Raw genomic sequence first — 18,569 nt, 5'->3', positions numbered from 1 at the left:
AATTAAATTTCTCCGTAAAAATCGATTACCTCACCTTCAGCTACCTTGACGATTGCTTTTTTGAAGGCATTGGTAAATCCACTTACAACTTTTGACTTCGTGTATCTAGTTTTAGACTTACCAGCATATCTCATGGTTCTTACGTCTACTACTTTTACACCGTACATTTTTTCAACAGCTCTCTTGATCTCTGGTTTCTTTGCAGTCTTCTCAACAACAAATCCATATACACCACTTTCATTCATGGCTGAGATCTTTTCTGTGATCAAAGGTTTTTTTAGTATCTCCATTGTCTTACTTCGATAATAAGTTTTCCAAAATACTTACTGAACCTTCGCACAACATCAAGTTGTCTGCATTAAGCAATTCGTAAGTGTTTACATCGTTCACTGAAACAACCTTTGCTTTTGGTAGGTTTCTGCTTGACAAGAATACATTCTTCTCATTTGCAGGCACTACAAGAAGCGTCTTCTTGTCTACCAAAGAAAGACCACTTAAAAAAGCTAAATAGTCCTTAGTCTTTGGTGCATCGAAAGATACATTCTCAACTACCATAAGGCTGTTCTCTTTAACTTTATAAGAAAGTGCTGATTTTCTCGCTACTTGCTTCAATTTTTTGTTCAATTTGAAAGAGTAGTTTCTTGGTCTTGGACCGAATACTCTACCCCCACCTCTGAACACAGGAGATTTTATAGAACCAGCTCTAGCTCCGCCAGTGCCTTTTTGCTTTTTGATCTTTTTAGTAGATCCAGCAATTTCATTTCTCTCTTTTGACTTGTGTGTTCCTTGTCTTTGGTTTGCCAAAAACTGTTTAACATCAAGGTAGATTGCGTGATCATTTGGTTCGATACCGAAAATCTCATCCGAAAGCGTTACGTTTCTACCTGTCTCTTCGCCGTTATGTTTTAATACTGCTAATTCCATTGTCTTACTTCTCTAGAATAACGAAAGAATTTTTTGGTCCAGGGACAGATCCACTTACTAAAAGTAAGTTCTTTTCTGGATAGATTTTCAACACTTTCAAGTTGATCACCTTCACTCTATCTCCTCCCATTCTACCTGCCATTCTCATGCCTTTGAATACTCTTGAAGGCCAAGAACAAGCACCAATGGAACCAGGGTGTCTCTGTCTGTTGTGCTGACCGTGAGTTTGACCACCCACACCACCAAAACCATGACGCTTAACTACACCTTGGAAACCTTTACCTTTGGAAGTACCAATAGCATCGACGAAGTCACCTTCAACGAATACTTGACCAGCTTCTACAGTTTTTCCAAGATCAACCTGACCTTCGAATTCGACCCTAAAGTCTCTGAATTCAACAACCTTCTGCTTTGGCGTTGTACCGGCTTTTTTGAAATGTCCGATAAGTGGCTTTGGAGTATTTTTCTCCTTACGCTCACCATAAGCCAATTGAACAGCGTTGTACCCGTCTGTTTCAACATTTTTTACTTGCGTCACTACGCAAGGACCAGCTTCTATTAGCGTGCATGCAACATTACGTCCATCGGCACTAAAAATGCTAGTCATTCCTACTTTTTTTCCTATTATTCCAGACATCTTCTGATATATAATATAATTAAACACAAGGTCTTACGCACTTGTGCCCTTTTTAAGGACTGCAAAGTTAGAAATTAAATTCCACCTTACAAACTCCAACTTTAATATTTTCAATTATTTACGAAAAAAAATTTGGTAAATTCCCGAAACTTATTCCATAAATCCAACTGAAACCATAGTCCTTTGGTCTTATAGAAAGAAAAACCCTCCCAAAATATTGAGAGGGTTCGCCCTTAAAGTTTCTTAACCGTCAGACTTTGATTTCTACATCTACTCCACTTGGAAGCTCGATTTTCATCAAAGCGTCTACAGTTTTTGAACTGTTGCTATAGATATCTACCAATCTTTTGTAAGTACAAAGCTGATACTGATCTCTAGCTTTTTTGTTTACGTGTGGCGATTTCAATACTGTGAACTTTTCCTTTTTTGTAGGCAAAGGAATTGGTCCAACTACAATAGCGCCAGTAGCTTTTACAGCTTTCACGATCTTCTCAGATGACTTATCCACCAGGCTGTGATCGTATGATTTTAATTTTATTCTGATTTTCTGATTCATTTTCAATTAGAATTTAGGCTTTTTCACCTTTTACTTTCGCAATCACCGTCTCAGCGATGTTGTTAGGTACAGGCTCATAATGTGAGAAGGTAAGTGAAGCAGTTGCTCTACCAGATGTGATTGTTCTCAAATCGGTAACATATCCGAACAATTCAGAAAGAGGAACACTAGCTTTAACTACAGTAGAGGATCCTTTTGTATCCATACCTTTCATCAAACCTCTTCTTCTATTCAAATCACCCGTAATAGGACCTGTGTACTCATCAGGAGTAACCACGTCCACCGCCATGATCGGCTCTAGTAACTGAGGCTTCGCTTTTCTAGCAGCTTCTTTGAAACCTATTCTCGCTGCCAATTCAAATGACAATGCATCAGAATCGACATCGTGGAATGAACCATGGAATAATCTTACTTTCATAGCCTCAACAGGATATCCTGCCAAAGGACCATTTTTCATAGCCTCTGCAAATCCTTTTTGAATGGCAGGAATGAACTCTTTAGGAATCACACCACCAACAATACCATTCACAAAGTCTAGACCTGGCTTGATCTCGTTAGTTTCTGGATCTGGATCTTTAGGACCTAATTCAAAAACAATATCGGCAAATTTACCTTTACCACCAGACTGCTTTTTATAAACTTCTTTATGCTCTACATTAGTAAACAATGCTTCTTTGTAAGCAACTTGAGGAGCTCCTTGGTTGATCTCAACTTTGAATTCTCTCTTCAATCTGTCTATGATAATGTCAAGGTGAAGCTCACCCATACCTCTAAGAATAGTCTGACCTGTTTCATGATCAGTGTTTACAACTAGTGTAGGATCTTCTTCCACCAATTTGGCAATCGCCATACCTAGTTTATCAGCATCAGCCTGAGTCTTAGGCTCAATAGCATAACCAATAACTGGCTCAGGGAAAATCATTGATTCAAGAACAACCTTACGTTTTTCATCACAAAGCGTATCTCCTGTTTTGATATCTTTGAAACCTACTACAGCTCCAATATCTCCAGCAACTAATCTAGGAATTTGATTTTGCTTATTAGCATGCATTTGGAATACTCTAGAGATACGCTCTTTGTTTCCAGAACGGCTATTGAATACATAGGAGCCTGATTCTAGCACACCAGAATAAGCTCTCACGAAACAAAGTCTACCAACAAATGGATCCGTTGCAATCTTGAAAGCAAGACCAGTGAATGGCTCGTTTTCATCTGGTGCAATTTTCACCTCTTTCTCTTCATCCTCCAATTCATGACCAATAATATCATCCTTGTCTAGAGGAGAAGGCAATAATTCCATCACCAAGTCAAGCATCGTCTGAACACCTTTGTTTTTGAAAGATGAACCACACACCATTGGTACTACTTTCATAGCAATGGTAGCTTGTCTTAATGCACTAAGAATCTCTGCTTCAGTAATTGAATTAGAATCTTCAAAGAATTTTTCCATCAAAGACTCATCAAATTCAGCAACAGACTCCAATAAGTACTCTCTGTACTCTGCTACTTCATCTAGCATATCTTCAGGAATTGGAACTTCTTCGAAAGTCATTCCAAAATCTTCCTCATTCCATACGATAGCTCTATTGTTGATCAAATCAACAACACCTCTAAATTTATCCTCAGCACCGATAGGAAGCTGCAAAGGAACAGCGTGGCTTCCTAGCATTTCTTTTACCTGCTTACAAACCTCAAGGAAGTTAGCACCAGATCGATCCATTTTATTAACGAATCCGATACGGGCTACTTTATAGTTATCAGCTAATCTCCAGTTGGTTTCAGACTGCGGCTCTACACCATCTACAGCACTGAATAAGAATACCAACCCATCCAAAATTCTAAGGGAACGGTTTACTTCAACTGTAAAGTCTACGTGACCTGGAGTATCGATGATATTGATTTGGTACTTGTTGTCTCTGTAATTCCAAAAAACAGTGGTAGCAGCAGAAGTAATTGTAATACCTCTCTCTTGCTCTTGAGCCATCCAGTCCATGGTAGCTGCACCGTCGTGTACTTCACCTATCTTATGGCTGACACCAGAATAAAAAAGGATACGTTCCGTGGTAGTAGTCTTACCAGCATCAATGTGCGCAGCAATACCGATGTTTCTTGTATATTTTAAGTCTCTTGTTGCCATTTCAATTAAAATCTAAAGTGTGAGAATGCTTTATTGGCTTCAGCCATTCTATGTGTATCGTCTTTTTTCTTTACAGCTGCACCTTCTCCTTTTGATGCGGAGATGATTTCACCTGCAAGTCTATCCATCATAGTTTTCTCACCCCTTCTTCTGGCATAAGTGATCATCCACTTGATCCCTAGGGACAACTTTCTTTCAGGTCTAACTTCCATTGGGACCTGGAAAGTAGCACCACCAACTCTACGACTCTTCACCTCTACAGCTGGAGTTATATTGTTAAGCGCTTTTTTCCAAACCTCAAGACCGTTCTCACCTACTTTTTCTTCAACTTTCTCGACTGCATCGTAGAAAATTTTGTAAGCAATACTCTTCTTACCATCCACCATTAGGCAGTTTACAAACTTTGTTACCAAAGTATCATTAAACTTCGGATCAGGAAGAATATATCTCTTTTTTGGTTTCGCTTTTCTCATTTTTTCTAAATGTTATAATGTCTTATTTTTTAGCATCCTTAGGACGCTTAGCACCATACTTGGAACGACCTTGCTTACGGTCTTTTACTCCTGCTGTATCTAGTGCACCTCGGATGATGTGATATCTTACACCTGGTAGATCTTTCACACGACCACCTCTGATCAAGACGATAGAGTGCTCTTGCAAATTGTGACCTTCACCTGGAATGTAGGCATTCACCTCTTTTCCGTTCGTCAATCTTACCCTAGCCACTTTTCTCATCGCTGAGTTTGGCTTCTTAGGCGTGGTAGTGTACACCCTGGTACAAACCCCTCTTCTTTGAGGACAAGCGTCCAAAGCTCTAGACTTGGACTTAGTCTCAAGGGTAACTCTACCTTTTCTTACTAACTGTTGTATAGTAGGCATTAATTGATAAAATTTATTTTGTTCCTTTAAACTTATGAATTTTGGACTGCAAAGGTAAACAAATAGGTAAAACAAACAAAATTAAGATGTTATATTTTTGTCAAGCCTCACCTGTTGTACCTCCGAAATTCAGTGGAAACGATACACCTTCTCCACCTCCTTGAATTTTGCCAAACGCATTTTCGTACTTATTGATATTGTCCTTCAATGCTGCTAGCAAACGTTTAGCATGATCAGGTGTCATAATTATCCTGGATTTCACCTTGGCCTTGGGTACTCCAGGCATCATTCTGATGAAATCAATCACAAATTCCGAGTGAGAATGTGCTATCATTGCTAAGTTAGCATATGTTCCTTCTGCAATTTCTTCAGAAAGCTCAACATTGATTTGCTGATCTTGTGGGTTGTTATTTTGATCCATAATTTTTTGATTAAAAAAGGCCTGTATAAAACAGGCCTTTTGAATTTTTAATTACTATATGTTTCTATCTAGCTAATTCCCTAGATTTAGAACTTACTCTTTCTTTTTCTCCAGAAAGTCTTTCATATTCATCAAGTGACCCTACAATGACATCATTGAATGCTCTCTGACCTGTACCAGCTGGGATCAAATGTCCAACGATTACGTTTTCTTTCAATCCGAGTAGTTCATCACGCTTACCTCTAATGGCTGCTTCACTCAAGACTTTGGTCGTCTCTTGGAATGATGCTGCTGAGATAAAGCTTTCAGTACCTAACGATGCAGCTGTAATTCCTTGAAGTGTTGGACGTGACACAGCAGTCTCTGCATCTCTCACTTGTACCAATTTCAAGTCTTTACGCTTCAAGCTTGAATTCTCATCTCTAAGCCTTCTAGCGGTAATGATCATACCTGCTTTCAAAGTACTAGATTCTCCAGCATCCATAACTACTTTCTTGTCAAGAATATTATCATTCTCCTCTCTGAAAGCCCATTTATCTACTATCTGTCCTTGTAAGAATCCTGTATCTCCAGCATCAAGTATTTCTACTTTCTGCATCATTTGACTTACAATTACTTCAATATGCTTATCATTGATCTTCACACCTTGAAGTCTGTAAACCTCTTGAATTTCATTTACTAGATACTCTTGTACTGCAGTTGGACCTTTGATAGACAATATGTCATTTGGCGTGATAGCACCATCTGATAAGGGTTCACCTGCCCTGATAAAGTCATTTTCTTGAACAAGAATGTGCTTGGAAAGGGATACCATGTATCTCTTTTTGACACCATCTTTTGATTCAATAAAGATTTCTCTATTACCTCTTTTGATACCACCATAAGTTACTACACCGTCAATCTCAGACACAACTGCTGGGTTTGATGGGTTTCTTGCTTCGAACAATTCAGTAACTCGTGGAAGACCTCCTGTAATATCTCTAGTCTTACCTACAGATCTTGGGATTTTCACAAGGATTTGACCAGCACGAACTTTGTCACCAGCTTCTACAGCTAAGTGAGCACCTACTGGAATGTTGTACGCCTTATTTTCATCTCCGTAATTAACAACTACAGCAGGGTTTTTCGTTTTATCTTTGGTATCGATAATAACCTTCTCTCTATATCCAGTCTGATCATCAGCTACCTCTTTGAAGGTAACACCTTCAATGATAGCTTCAAATTCGATTTCACCATCAAACTCAGACAAGATCACAGCATTGTACGGATCCCAAGTACAAAGAGAATCACCTTTTGCTATCTTTTGTCCATCCTTCACATTTAGAACTGCTCCATAAGGTACGTGGTTAGAAACTAACAACTTACCCTTTGAATCGTTGATCTTGATTTCTCCAGATCTCCCCATCACGATAGAAACAGGGTCACCATCTTTGTTGGTGGTCTCAATCCATCTCAGTTCTTCTTCAAACTCAACAACACCATCAAACTTGGCATTGATGCTAGCTTCTACTGAAATGTTCGATGCAGTACCCCCTACGTGGAAAGTTCTTAGTGTAAGCTGCGTACCTGGCTCACCGATGGACTGTGCTGCAATAACACCTACAGATTCACCGTTCTGAACTAAGTTACCGGTAGTTAGATTTCTACCATAACATTTCGCACAGACTCCTCTACGAGTCTCACAAGTCAATACTGACCTGATTTCAACTTCGTCGATAGCTGATTCATCTATTCTTTTTGCAATATCATCAGAGATTGTATCTCCAGAACTTACCAATATCTCTTCAGTAATAGGATCTACTACATCATGAACAGAAACTCTTCCCACAATTCTTTCAGAAAGTGGTTCTACAATCTCGTCATTATCTCTTAATGGCTGAACGATAAGTCCTCTTAGTGTACCACAATCCTCTTCAGAAATAATCATATCCTGAGCAACGTCCACAAGTCTTCTGGTCAAGTAACCTGCATCGGCAGTTTTCAATGCCGTATCTGCAAGACCCTTACGGGCACCGTGCGTAGAGATAAAGTACTCCAATACATCCAATCCTTCTTTAAAGTTGGACAAGATTGGGTTTTCGATGATCTCACCAACTGAACCTTGAAGGTTTTTCTGTGGCTTGGCCATCAATCCTCTCATACCTCCAAGCTGACGAATCTGCTCTCTAGAACCTCTAGCTCCTGAGTGCATCATCATGTAGATGGCATTGAAACCTTGCTTATCTTCTTCCATCTGACGCATCAAAATGTTGGTCAAATTGGAGTTAGTTCTAGTCCAAATATCAATTACTTGGTTATATCTTTCATTATCTGTGATCAGACCCATCAAGTAGTTGTTCCATACTTGATCAACTTCCTCTTTCGCTTTATTGATCAAAGGATCCTTCTCATCAGGAATGATGACATCATTAAGCCCCATGGAAAGACCACCTGAGTAAGCCATTTGGAAACCTAGATGCTTGATATCATCCAAGAACTGAGCAGTCCTTGCAATACCACAGATTTTTACTACTTCGGCAATAATCTGCTGAAGCTTTTTCTTGGTAAGCAATTCATTTACGTACCCTACTTCTTCAGGAACGAACTGATTGAAGATCAATCTACCAGCAACAGTATCAATGACTTTTTCAACTAACTCACCACCTTCTCTTACAGTGACTTTACATTTGATCAATGCATGTTGTGAGATTCTTCCTTCATTCAAAGCAATAATCACTTCTTCCTCACCATAGAAAGTCAATCCTTCACCAATAACAGGTTCTTCAGGTGTTGATTTCTTACCCTTAGTCACATAATATAGACCAAGAACCATATCCTGAGAAGGTACAGTAATCGGTGCTCCATTAGCTGGATTCAAGATATTGTGTGAAGAAAGCATCAAGGTAGAAGCTTCCAAAATCGCTTCATGCCCTAGTGGAACGTGAACTGCCATCTGATCACCATCAAAGTCAGCATTGAATGCTGTACATACCAATGGGTGTAACTGAATAGCTTTTCCTTCGATCAATTTCGGCTGAAACGCCTGGATACCCAATCTGTGAAGTGTTGGAGCTCGGTTAAGCAACACGGGGTGTCCTTTAAGCACGTTTTCCAAAATATCCCAAACTACTGGATCCTTTCTATCTACAATCTTTTTAGCAGATTTAACAGTCTTTACAATACCTCTTTCAATCAGCTTCCTGATAATGAAAGGTTTGAAAAGTTCTGCAGCCATATTTTTTGGCAATCCACATTCATGAAGCTTCAACTCGGGACCTACGACAATAACCGAACGTCCAGAGTAATCTACCCTCTTACCTAGTAGGTTTTGACGGAATCTACCCTGCTTACCTTTCAGCATGTCAGAAAGAGACTTGAGCGCTCTGTTACCATCAGATCTTACAGCGTTCACTTTTCTAGAGTTGTCAAAAAGCGAATCTACAGCTTCCTGAAGCATTCTCTTTTCGTTTCTCAAGATCACTTCTGGTGCTTTGATATCTATTAATCTTTTCAGACGGTTGTTTCTAATGATTACCCTTCTGTAAAGATCGTTCAAATCTGAAGTAGCAAATCTACCACCATCCAAAGGAACCAAAGGTCTCAATTCTGGTGGAATTACAGGAACCATTCTTACTACCATCCATTCAGGACGATTTTCGATTCTGGTTCTTGCATCTCTAAATGCCTCTACTACTTTCAGTCTTTTTAGTGCCTCAGCTTTTCTCTGTTGAGAAGTATCTGTGGCTGCTTGGTGTCTTAGGCTATAAGAAAGGTCATCAAGATCAAGTCTTGCTAACAACATTTCAATTGCCTCAGCACCCATTTTTGCGATGAATTTGCTTGGATCATCATCGTCAAGCATTTGGTTTTCTTTTGGAAGCTTATCCATGATATCCAAATACTCGTCTTCTGTCAAAAAGTCTAAATACTGGATTCCTTCTTCAGCTTTCACACCAGCTTGAACGACAGCGTATCGTTCATAATAAACAATTTGATCCAATTTCTTCGTTGGTAAGCCCAACAAGTATCCAATTTTGTTTGGAAGGGATTTGAAGTACCAAATGTGCGCTACAGGAACGACCAATTCAATGTGGCCCATTCTTTCTCTTCGCACTTTTTTCTCAGTCACTTCAACACCACATCTGTCACAAATGATACCTTTATATCTTATGCGCTTGTATTTACCACAATGACACTCCCAGTCTTTGACAGGCCCGAAGATCCTCTCACAAAACAATCCACCCATTTCAGGTTTGTAAGTTCTGTAGTTGATTGTTTCAGGTTGCGTCACTTCACCATGAGAGCTATCCAGGATTGACTCTGGAGAAGCCAAACTAATAGTGACTCTGGAAAAGTCGTTGTTTAGTTTTTTGTTTTTTCTGAACGCCATAATATTTGAAGAGTATGTTAAGGGCCTTGCGGCCCGTATTTTTTCTATTAGTCTAAGGTAATTTCTAAAGCCAAACCTCTAAGCTCATGCACCAATACATTGAATGATTCTGGTATGTTTGGTTTAGGAAGATTCTCCCCTTTCACGATAGCTTCGTAAGCTTTTGCTCTACCTACTACATCATCAGACTTCACTGTTAGGATTTCTTGAAGAACGTGAGATGCACCGAATGCCTCTAACGCCCACACTTCCATCTCACCGAATCTCTGACCACCAAATTGAGCCTTACCCCCAAGTGGCTGCTGTGTAATCAAGGAGTATGGTCCAATAGATCTTGCGTGCATCTTATCATCTACTAAGTGACCTAACTTCAACATATAAGCTATACCCACAGTAACAGGCTGATCAAACTTCTTACCTGTAAGACCATCGTAAAGGTAAGTCCTACCATATGCTGGTAATCCTGCCTTATCAAGTTCTTCAGCAACTTCCTCCATGGTAGCACCGTCAAAGATTGGTGTAGCATATTTCTTACCCATTTTGTGACCTGCCCAAGCAAGTACAGTTTCGAAGATCTGTCCGATGTTCATCCTAGAAGGTACACCAAGTGGGTTCAATACGATATCCATTGGAGTTCCGTCCTCTAAGAAAGGCATATCTTCCTCCCTTACGATCCTTGCCACGATACCTTTATTACCGTGTCTACCTGCCATTTTATCCCCAACTTTAAGCTTACGCTTTTTGGCAACATATACTTTGGCAAGCTGAACAATACCTGCTGGAAGCTCATCTCCTACTTCTAAAGTAAATTTATCGCGCTTGAAGATACCAGAGATTTCATTTCTTGCATTGATATAGTTCTTAACCAAATACTGTATCAGTTTATTGGTATGTGCTTCATCTGTCCAGTCATCCAAAATAATGTCAGAAATAAGATTTGCCTCTTCTTGTACATTATAGTTGGATTCGTCCCTATAAGGGTTTTTGCTAGGGAATAAATTCTGCTCAATATTTTTAGCATTGAACTTCACTCCTTTGCTGATAATTTCATCACCAAACTTATGCTTGACACCTTGAGAAGTCTTACCGTCCAAAAGTGCAATCAACTTATTGATCATTTTAGCTCTGATTCCTAGGAGATCCTTAGAATATTTCGCTTTCAATTTTTCAACCTCTGATTTTGCTTTTGCTCTTAGATCCTTATCCTTCTTCGGTCTTGAGAAGAGCTTGGTTTCGATAACTACTCCATTCAATGAAGGCGAAGCTTTCAAAGAAGCATCTTTTACATCACCTGCCTTGTCACCAAAGATTGCTCTAAGAAGCTTTTCTTCTGGAGTTGGATCAGTTTCACCTTTTGGTGTAATTTTACCTATAATAATATCACCTTCCTTAAGTTCAGCTCCAACTCTGATGATTCCATTTTCATCAAGATTTTTCACAGCCTCTTCCGAAACGTTCGGTATCTCAGATGTCAACTCCTCCTCACCTCTCTTGGTATCCCTTACTTCAAGCTGGAATTCTTCAATGTGAATTGAAGTAAAGATATCTTCTCGGGCTACCCTCTCAGAGATAACGATAGCATCCTCAAAGTTATATCCTTGCCAAGGCATGTAAGCAACTCTAAGGTTTTTACCCAATGCTAACTCACCATTATTAGTAGCATAACCTTCTACCAAAACTTGGCCTTTCTTCACTTTTTGTCCTTTAAGAACCAAAGGTGTAAGATTGATTGTAGTGTCTTGATTAGTTCTTCTGAATTTCACCAAGTTATATGTCTTATACTCATCGCTAAAGTTAACTAACAAGTCATCTTCAGTCAAATCGTATTTAATTGTGATCTTAGTAGCATCCACATAGTCTACTACACCATCAGTCTCTGCAATAATCAAAGCTCTTGAATCAATAGCAGCTTTTGCTTCCAAACCAGTACCTACAATTGGTGACTCGGCTTTTAGCAAAGGAACTGCTTGACGTTGCATGTTTGATCCCATCAAAGCCCGGTTTGCATCATCATGCTCAAGGAAAGGAATCAATGATGCAGCTACAGAAACAATTTGGTTAGGCGCAACATCCATATAGCTAATCTCTTTTGGATCAAGAACAGGGAAATCACCTTCAAATCTTGCTTTGACTCTATCGTTGATGAAGTTACCTTCTTCGTCCAAAGGAGCATTGGCCTGAGCAATATTATTATCATCCTCTTCCTCAGCAGTCAAGAATACGATATCTTCCGTATCCATGGCTACTTTACCTTCTTTTACTTTTCTATATGGGGTTTCTAAGAATCCCATAGAATTCACTTTGGCATGCACACAAAGCGAAGAGATCAATCCAATGTTTGGACCTTCTGGAGTTTCAATAGTACAAAGACGACCATAGTGAGTATAGTGAACATCACGAACTTCGAAACCAGCTCTTTCTCTAGAAAGACCACCTGGCCCGAGTGCAGAAAGTCTTCTTTTGTGAGTAAGTTCAGCAAGTGGATTGGTTTGATCCATAAACTGAGACAATTGATTGGTTCCAAAGAAAGAGTTGATTACTGAAGAAAGTGTCCTAGCGTTGATCAAATCAACAGGTTTAAAATCTTCGTTATCTCTTACGTTCATTCTTTCACGGATCGTTCTTGCCATTCTAGCAAGACCAACTCCGAATTGACTATAAAGTTGCTCACCAACAGTTCTTACCCTTCTATTAGAAAGGTGATCTATATCATCTACTACAGCTTTTGAGTTGATCAAACCGATCAAGTATTTTACTATATTGATAATATCTTCAGTGGTCAATACGATTTTATCCGCATCGATATTCAAACCAAGCTTTTTGTTGATTCGGTATCTACCTACTTCACCAAGATCATATCTTTTATCAGAGAAGAAAAGTCCATGAATAACCTCTCTTGCTGTTGCTTCATCTGGAGCTTCGGTATTTCTCAACTGACGGTAAATTACCTCTACTGCTTCCTTCTCGGAGTTTGAGTTATCTTTTTGGAGTGTATTATAGATAATGGAATAATCAGCTACATTTACATCCTCTCTATGAAGAATGATAGATTTTGCACCAGAATCAAGAATCATTTCAATATCCTCATCAGTAAGGATAGAATCTCTTTCTAACAAAACTTCATTTCTATCGATAGAAACAACCTCACCAGTATCTTCATCCACAAAATCTTCCACCCAAGTCCTCAATACCCTAGCAGCAAGTTTTCTACCTGACACTTTCTTAAGTGCAGCTTTCGTAGCAGCGACTTCTTCAGAAAGACCAAAAAGATCCAAAATCTCCTTATCAGAACCAAATCCTATAGCTCTAAGAAGAGTGGTAACAGGAAACTTTTTCTTTCTATCAATGTAAGCGTACATCACATTATTGATGTCAGTAGCAAATTCTATCCAACTTCCTTTGAAAGGAATAATTCTGGCAGAATACAATTTGGTACCGTTGGTATGCTTACTTTGAGCAAAGAAAACACCTGGCGATCTGTGAAGTTGAGAAACGATAACTCTTTCTGCACCATTGATCACAAATGAGCCTTTTTCAGTCATGTATGGGAGATTCCCAAGGAAAACTTCCTGCTCGATTGTTTCAAAATCCTCATTGTCTTCATCAGAGCACAAAAGTCGAAGTTTGGCTTTGAGTGGAACAGAATAAGTAAGACCTCTATCAATACATTCTTCAATGTTGTATTTTGGAGGATCTACAGCATAGTCAATAAATTCAAGAGTGAAGTTTTCTCTTGAGTCACTTATAGGGAAGTTCTCAGAGAACACTTTGAAAAGACCATCCTGTCTCCTTCTTTCAGCTGGAGTATCTAGCTGGAAAAAGTCTTTGAAGGATTGTAATTGGATATCTAAGAAATCCGGATAGTCTTTGACTACCTTAATAGATGAGAAACTTTTCCTTTCGGGTTGATTCTGGATAGCCAAGGCAGTATATATTTATAGTGATAATTAATAACCGAATGCGACAATTTTCGCTTGAAATAGTGCAATTTTTTACCTGTGCACAAACAGGAAAAGACCTGACTAATAAGTCAGGTCTAAATCTGTTCTCTTTACCTATTTGGCAAAGAAAGTCAAATTACTTGATCTCTACTTCAGCTCCAGCCTCTTCAAGAGACTTTTTCAAAGCTTCAGCTTCGTCTTTAGCGATTCCTTCTTTTACAGCTTTAGGAGCACTATCAACTAGTTCTTTAGCTTCTTTCAAGCCAAGACCTGTCAATTCTTTTACAAGCTTAACTACAGCTAATTTTTGACCGCCAGCGGCCTTAAGGATTACATCGAAAGAAGTTTTTTCTTCTTCAGCAGCTCCACCGTCTCCAGCAGCACCACCAGCTACCATTACAGCACCAGCAGCAGCAGGCTCGATACCATAATCCTCTTTCAAAATATCAGCCAATTCTTTTACTTCTTTTACAGTCAAGTTTACCAACTGATCAGCAAGTTGTTTAAGATCTGCCATTGTATTAATATTTAAATTGTTGTGTTTACTAATTGATTTGATAAATTAAGATTATTCTTTTTCAGAAAGGGTTTTAACCACACCAGCGATAGTGTTCTGACCATATTGAAGTGCAGAAACAAGATTTTTTGCTGGAGATAGAAGAAGACCGATAACATCTCCCAAAAGTTCATTTTTAGATTTCAATGTAGACAACATTTCGAGATTCTTCTCTCCAATGAATACATCTGAATCTATATAAGCTCCTTTGAAAACTGGTCTAGTTTCCTTCTTACCTAATTTTTTTCTGAAATCAAGGATTAATTTAGCAGGAAGGTTTCCAACTTCTTTGGAGAAAACTATTCCTGAAAATCCTTTTAGAGCTTCTTCCGAAAACTTCACATAATCACCCTCAAGATTCTCGAGCGCTTTAGCGATAAGTGTATTTTTATAAACTTTATATTCAACACCTTTTTCGAAACATACTCTTCTGAAAGCATTTACTTGAGCTACATCAAAGCCCCCTGCATCAGTAATGTAGAAATACGGGGTTTCTTTGAATTTCTCTGTAAGACCTTCGATTATTACTTTTTTCTCGTCTCTAGTCATGATTAAATTCCTTGAATACTACCTTTATCTACAATAATTCCAGGTGACATTGTACTTGACAAATGTATACTTCTGAAATACGTTCCTTTAGAAGAAGCTGGCTTCAATTTAGAGATAGTAGCAATAAGTTCTTTTGCATTTTCCTGAATTTGTTCAGGAGTAAAAGATGCCTTACCAATACCTGCATGGATGATTCCAAATTTATCAACTTTGAAATCGATCTTACCTGCTTTCACTTCTTTTACAGCTTTACCTACTTCTAGGGTCACTGTACCAGATTTTGGGTTAGGCATCAAGCCTCTAGGTCCCAAAACCCTACCTAATCTACCTACTTTAGCCATTACGTTAGGCATGGTGATGATCACATCGACATCAGTCCATCCACCTTCGATTTTTGCTATATAGTCATCTAATCCAACATAATCAGCACCTGCTTCTTTGGCTTCGGCTTCTTTGTCAGGGGTACATAGTACCAATACCTTGACATCCTTACCTGTTCCATGAGGAAGTGCGACTACTCCTCTTACCATTTGATCAGCTTTTCTAGGATCTACGCCCAAACGAACGTCAAGATCTACAGAAGCATCAAACTTGGTGTTGGTGATTTGCTTCACAATTGAAGAAGCTTCCTCCAGAGAGTACTGTTGGCTTGGGTCGTACTTAGAAAGAGCTTCTTTTTGCTTTTTTGTTAACTTAGCCATAGTTCTTATTTTATTCCTCCCAAGGGGCTTTTCCAGATACTGTGATACCCATGCTTCTAGCTGTACCTGCAATCATTTTCATGGCAGATTCAACTTTGAATGCATTCAAGTCAGGCATTTTAACTTCAGCGATTTCTTTTACTTGATCCCAAGTAACAGAACCTACTTTTTTCCTGTTTGGCTCTGATGAACCACCTTTGATTTTTGCAGCCTCGATCAGCATATTTGCAGCTGGAGGAGTTTTCACCACAAAGTCAAAAGACTTATCAGAATAAACAGTAATCAAAACAGGCAATACTGAACCCATTTTATCCTGAGTTCTAGCATTGAATTGCTTACAGAACTCCATGATGTTCAAACCCTTTGAACCAAGGGCTGGACCAACTGGAGGCGATGGATTTGCCTGGCCACCTTTCACCTGTAATTTCACATAACCAGTGATTTCCTTAGCCATTTCCTAGTCTTGTTTTTCTACTTGTATAAAGTTTAATTCTACAGGGGTATTTCGTCCAAAGATCTTGACCATAACATTCAATTTCTTCTTATCTTCAAATACCTCTTCTATTGTTCCCGAGAATCCACTGAAAGGACCATCCATTACTTTTATGGTCTCTCCTACTATAAATGGAGTATCAAGCTTCTCTGCAAACTCATCAATCTCCTCAACACGACCTAAGATCCTGTTGACTTCAGATTGTCGTAATGGCTCAGGGGTTTTGGAAGCCCCCCCTTGGTTTGACCCTAAGAAACCGATAACACCCGGAATGCTTGTGATTACGTGATTTGCCTCACCGTGGGTTAGATCCGCATGTACCAAAACATAGCCAGGAAAAAAGTTTCTTTCCCTAACTCTTTTTTTGCCATTACGCATCTCGTAAACTTTCTCAGAAGGTATCAAAACTTCAGGAATAAATTCCTCAAGCTTCTGACGGAGAATCTCATTATCCAAATAAGATTTGGTTTTCTTCTCCTGTCCCGCTACCACTCTAAGCACATACCACTTATGTTCAGCCATCAGTAATTTCTATTCAATTAAAATAAATCGTAAAACCAGGTCATAAGATTTTCAAAGCCCAAATCTATTGCTCCTATAAGTAAAGCGAAAATTAATGAGGCTACAATGACCAAAACTGCACTGTTTTGCAAAAACGAAAAAGCAGGCCATGTGACCTTGTTTTTCATTTCGTCAATGGATTCAATGACAAAGCTTTTGATATTCATGGTTTTACTTTAATGTTGCACGGGCAGAGAGATTCGAACTCCCATCAACGGTTTTGGAGACCGCTATTCTGCCATTGAACTATGCCCGTTTGATGTTTTTCCTTTGAAAGGGAACGCAAAAGTAGTGAATTGCGCTTGAAGAAACAAATGCGACCCCGAAAAATTTCAAGATCGCATTTGAAAATATTTGAATTACAAGGTAATTAGTCTAGAATTTCAGTTACCTGACCAGCACCTACTGTTCTACCACCTTCACGGATAGCGAAACGTAGACCTTTCTCAAGAGCAACAGCATTCAATAGATTAACTTCAATTGTAACGTTATCACCTGGCATAACCATTTCAACATTCTCAGGAAGTTTAATCTCTCCTGTTACGTCAGTAGTTCTTAGGTAGAACTGTGGACGATATTTATTGAAGAATGGAGTGTGACGACCACCTTCTTCTTTAGAAAGAACGTAAACCTCAGCTTTGAAGTGAGCATGTGGCTTCACTGAACCTGGCTTACAGATGATCATACCTCTTTTGATTTGAGACTTTTCAATACCTCTTAGCAATAGACCAACGTTATCACCAGCTTCACCTCTGTCAAGGATCTTACGGAACATCTCAACCCCAGTCACAGTCGACTTAAGACCTTGAGCACCCATACCAATGATATCAACTGGATCACCAGAGTTGATTACACCTCTTTCAATTCTACCAGTAGCTACAGTACCACGACCAGTGATCGAGAATACGTCTTCTACAGGCATCAAGAAATCTTTGTCAATAAGACGCTCAGGAAGTGGGATATGGTTATCCACAGCATCCATCAATTCCATGATTTTATCTTCCCACTTAGCTTCACCGTTAAGGCCACCAAGTGCAGATCCTGAAATTACAGGAATATTATCACCATCGAATTCATAGAAAGAAAGCAATTCTCTTACTTCCATTTCTACTAGTTCAAGAAGCTCAGGGTCATCTACCATGTCCACTTTGTTCAAGAACACTACAAGAGCTGGTACACCTACCTGACGAGCAAGAAGGATGTGCTCTCTAGTTTGAGGCATTGGACCATCAGTTGCTGCTACTACAAGAATAGCTCCATCCATTTGAGCAGCACCAGTAACCATGTTTTTCACATAATCCGCGTGACCTGGACAGTCAACGTGAGCGTAGTGTCTAGCTTCTGTTTGATACTCAACGTGAGATGTGTTGATAGTGATACCTCTTTCTTTTTCTTCTGGAGCGTTGTCGATAGAAGAGAAATCTCTTAATTCAGAAAGACCTTTTTTGGCCAATACTGTAGTAATGGCAGCAGTCAAAGTTGTCTTTCCATGGTCTACGTGACCAATCGTACCGATGTTAACGTGCGGTTTGGAACGGTCAAAGGTTGCTTTTGCCATGCGTGAAAATCCTCTGTTTTAGTTAAAGATATAAATTTATTTAAATTCTTCAATGTTTCTGAGCCAACGACGGGATTTGAACCCGTGACCCCTTCCTTACCAAGGAAGTACTCTACCCCTGAGCTACGTCGGCTGTTGACATTAATTACGTTTGCCTATAAAAGCATAGAGCGGGAGACGAGGCTCGAACCCGCGACCTGCAGCTTGGAAGGCTGCCGCTCTACCAACTGAGCTACTCCCGCTTTTAATACTATTTCCAAATACGTGATTGCAAAAGTAATAATATT

General features: G+C 39.2%; 17 protein-coding genes and 3 tRNA genes. All 20 read right to left on the bottom strand.

The window, feature by feature from the left end:
* Window positions 1–2 precede the first annotated feature (2 nt).
* Window positions 3–290: a 50S ribosomal protein L23 gene (gene rplW, locus MM239_RS09580; RefSeq protein WP_241295426.1), complete on the bottom strand. Its 288-nt coding sequence runs from the start codon at window positions 288–290 to the stop codon at window positions 3–5.
* Between the two features lie 4 nt (window positions 291–294).
* Window positions 295–924, bottom strand: coding sequence for a 50S ribosomal protein L4 (gene rplD, locus MM239_RS09575; RefSeq protein WP_241347974.1), 630 nt, complete (start codon window positions 922–924; stop codon window positions 295–297).
* A 4-nt stretch (window positions 925–928) separates the two neighbouring features.
* Window positions 929–1,561: a 50S ribosomal protein L3 gene (gene rplC / locus MM239_RS09570; protein ID WP_089240535.1), complete on the bottom strand. Its 633-nt coding sequence runs from the start codon at window positions 1,559–1,561 to the stop codon at window positions 929–931.
* 250 nt (window positions 1,562–1,811) lie between these two features.
* Window positions 1,812–2,117, bottom strand: coding sequence for a 30S ribosomal protein S10 (gene rpsJ, locus MM239_RS09565; protein ID WP_009183381.1), 306 nt, complete (start codon window positions 2,115–2,117; stop codon window positions 1,812–1,814).
* Window positions 2,118–2,130: 13 nt separating this feature from the next.
* Window positions 2,131–4,254, bottom strand: coding sequence for an elongation factor G (fusA, locus tag MM239_RS09560; RefSeq protein ID WP_241347973.1), 2,124 nt, complete (start codon window positions 4,252–4,254; stop codon window positions 2,131–2,133).
* A gap of 5 nt (window positions 4,255–4,259) precedes the next feature.
* Window positions 4,260–4,727: a 30S ribosomal protein S7 gene (gene rpsG, locus MM239_RS09555; protein WP_241295420.1), complete on the bottom strand. Its 468-nt coding sequence runs from the start codon at window positions 4,725–4,727 to the stop codon at window positions 4,260–4,262.
* 22 nt (window positions 4,728–4,749) lie between these two features.
* A complete protein-coding gene (gene rpsL, locus MM239_RS09550; protein WP_241295418.1) occupies window positions 4,750–5,133 on the bottom strand; it encodes a 30S ribosomal protein S12 in 384 nt (127 codons plus the stop codon).
* Window positions 5,134–5,233: 100 nt separating this feature from the next.
* The gene (locus tag MM239_RS09545) at window positions 5,234–5,554 is read right to left on the bottom strand and encodes a DUF3467 domain-containing protein (protein WP_241347972.1); all 321 of its coding nucleotides are present in this window, start codon (window positions 5,552–5,554) and stop codon (window positions 5,234–5,236) included.
* A gap of 64 nt (window positions 5,555–5,618) precedes the next feature.
* Window positions 5,619–9,923 carry a DNA-directed RNA polymerase subunit beta' gene (rpoC, locus tag MM239_RS09540; protein WP_241347971.1) on the bottom strand — a complete coding sequence of 1,435 codons (4,305 nt, stop codon included), beginning with the start codon at window positions 9,921–9,923 and terminating at the stop codon, window positions 5,619–5,621.
* Window positions 9,924–9,970: 47 nt separating this feature from the next.
* On the bottom strand, window positions 9,971–13,846 hold the full coding sequence (rpoB, locus tag MM239_RS09535) for a DNA-directed RNA polymerase subunit beta (RefSeq protein ID WP_241347970.1): 3,876 nt from the start codon (window positions 13,844–13,846) through the stop codon (window positions 9,971–9,973).
* A 154-nt stretch (window positions 13,847–14,000) separates the two neighbouring features.
* The gene (gene rplL / locus MM239_RS09530) at window positions 14,001–14,381 is read right to left on the bottom strand and encodes a 50S ribosomal protein L7/L12 (RefSeq protein ID WP_241295412.1); all 381 of its coding nucleotides are present in this window, start codon (window positions 14,379–14,381) and stop codon (window positions 14,001–14,003) included.
* Window positions 14,382–14,432: 51 nt separating this feature from the next.
* Window positions 14,433–14,969 carry a 50S ribosomal protein L10 gene (gene rplJ / locus MM239_RS09525; RefSeq protein ID WP_241347969.1) on the bottom strand — a complete coding sequence of 179 codons (537 nt, stop codon included), beginning with the start codon at window positions 14,967–14,969 and terminating at the stop codon, window positions 14,433–14,435.
* Window positions 14,970–14,971: 2 nt separating this feature from the next.
* A complete protein-coding gene (rplA, locus tag MM239_RS09520; protein ID WP_241347968.1) occupies window positions 14,972–15,670 on the bottom strand; it encodes a 50S ribosomal protein L1 in 699 nt (232 codons plus the stop codon).
* Window positions 15,671–15,680: 10 nt separating this feature from the next.
* A complete protein-coding gene (gene rplK, locus MM239_RS09515) occupies window positions 15,681–16,124 on the bottom strand; it encodes a 50S ribosomal protein L11 (RefSeq protein WP_076501241.1) in 444 nt (147 codons plus the stop codon).
* Window positions 16,125–16,127: 3 nt separating this feature from the next.
* Complete coding sequence (gene nusG / locus MM239_RS09510; RefSeq protein WP_241295407.1) at window positions 16,128–16,685, bottom strand: transcription termination/antitermination protein NusG; 558 nt, start codon at window positions 16,683–16,685, stop codon at window positions 16,128–16,130.
* A gap of 17 nt (window positions 16,686–16,702) precedes the next feature.
* The gene (secE, locus tag MM239_RS09505) at window positions 16,703–16,891 is read right to left on the bottom strand and encodes a preprotein translocase subunit SecE (protein ID WP_241347967.1); all 189 of its coding nucleotides are present in this window, start codon (window positions 16,889–16,891) and stop codon (window positions 16,703–16,705) included.
* 18 nt (window positions 16,892–16,909) lie between these two features.
* Window positions 16,910–16,980 (bottom strand) — tRNA-Trp (locus MM239_RS09500).
* 114 nt (window positions 16,981–17,094) lie between these two features.
* Entirely contained in the window at window positions 17,095–18,282 is a 1,188-nt protein-coding gene (gene tuf, locus MM239_RS09495; protein WP_241295403.1) for an elongation factor Tu, read from the bottom strand.
* Window positions 18,283–18,343: 61 nt separating this feature from the next.
* Window positions 18,344–18,415: transfer RNA gene (locus tag MM239_RS09490), tRNA-Thr, on the bottom strand.
* Between the two features lie 36 nt (window positions 18,416–18,451).
* A tRNA-Gly gene (locus MM239_RS09485) sits at window positions 18,452–18,524 on the bottom strand.
* Window positions 18,525–18,569 lie beyond the last annotated feature (45 nt).

It is taken from the genome of Belliella filtrata, from assembly GCF_022549775.1.
In the GTDB taxonomy this organism is placed as follows: Bacteria; Bacteroidota; Bacteroidia; order Cytophagales; family Cyclobacteriaceae; genus Belliella; species Belliella filtrata.
Note: the sequence above shows the minus strand (reverse complement) of the source record. Positions and strands in the feature narration are given on the sequence as shown.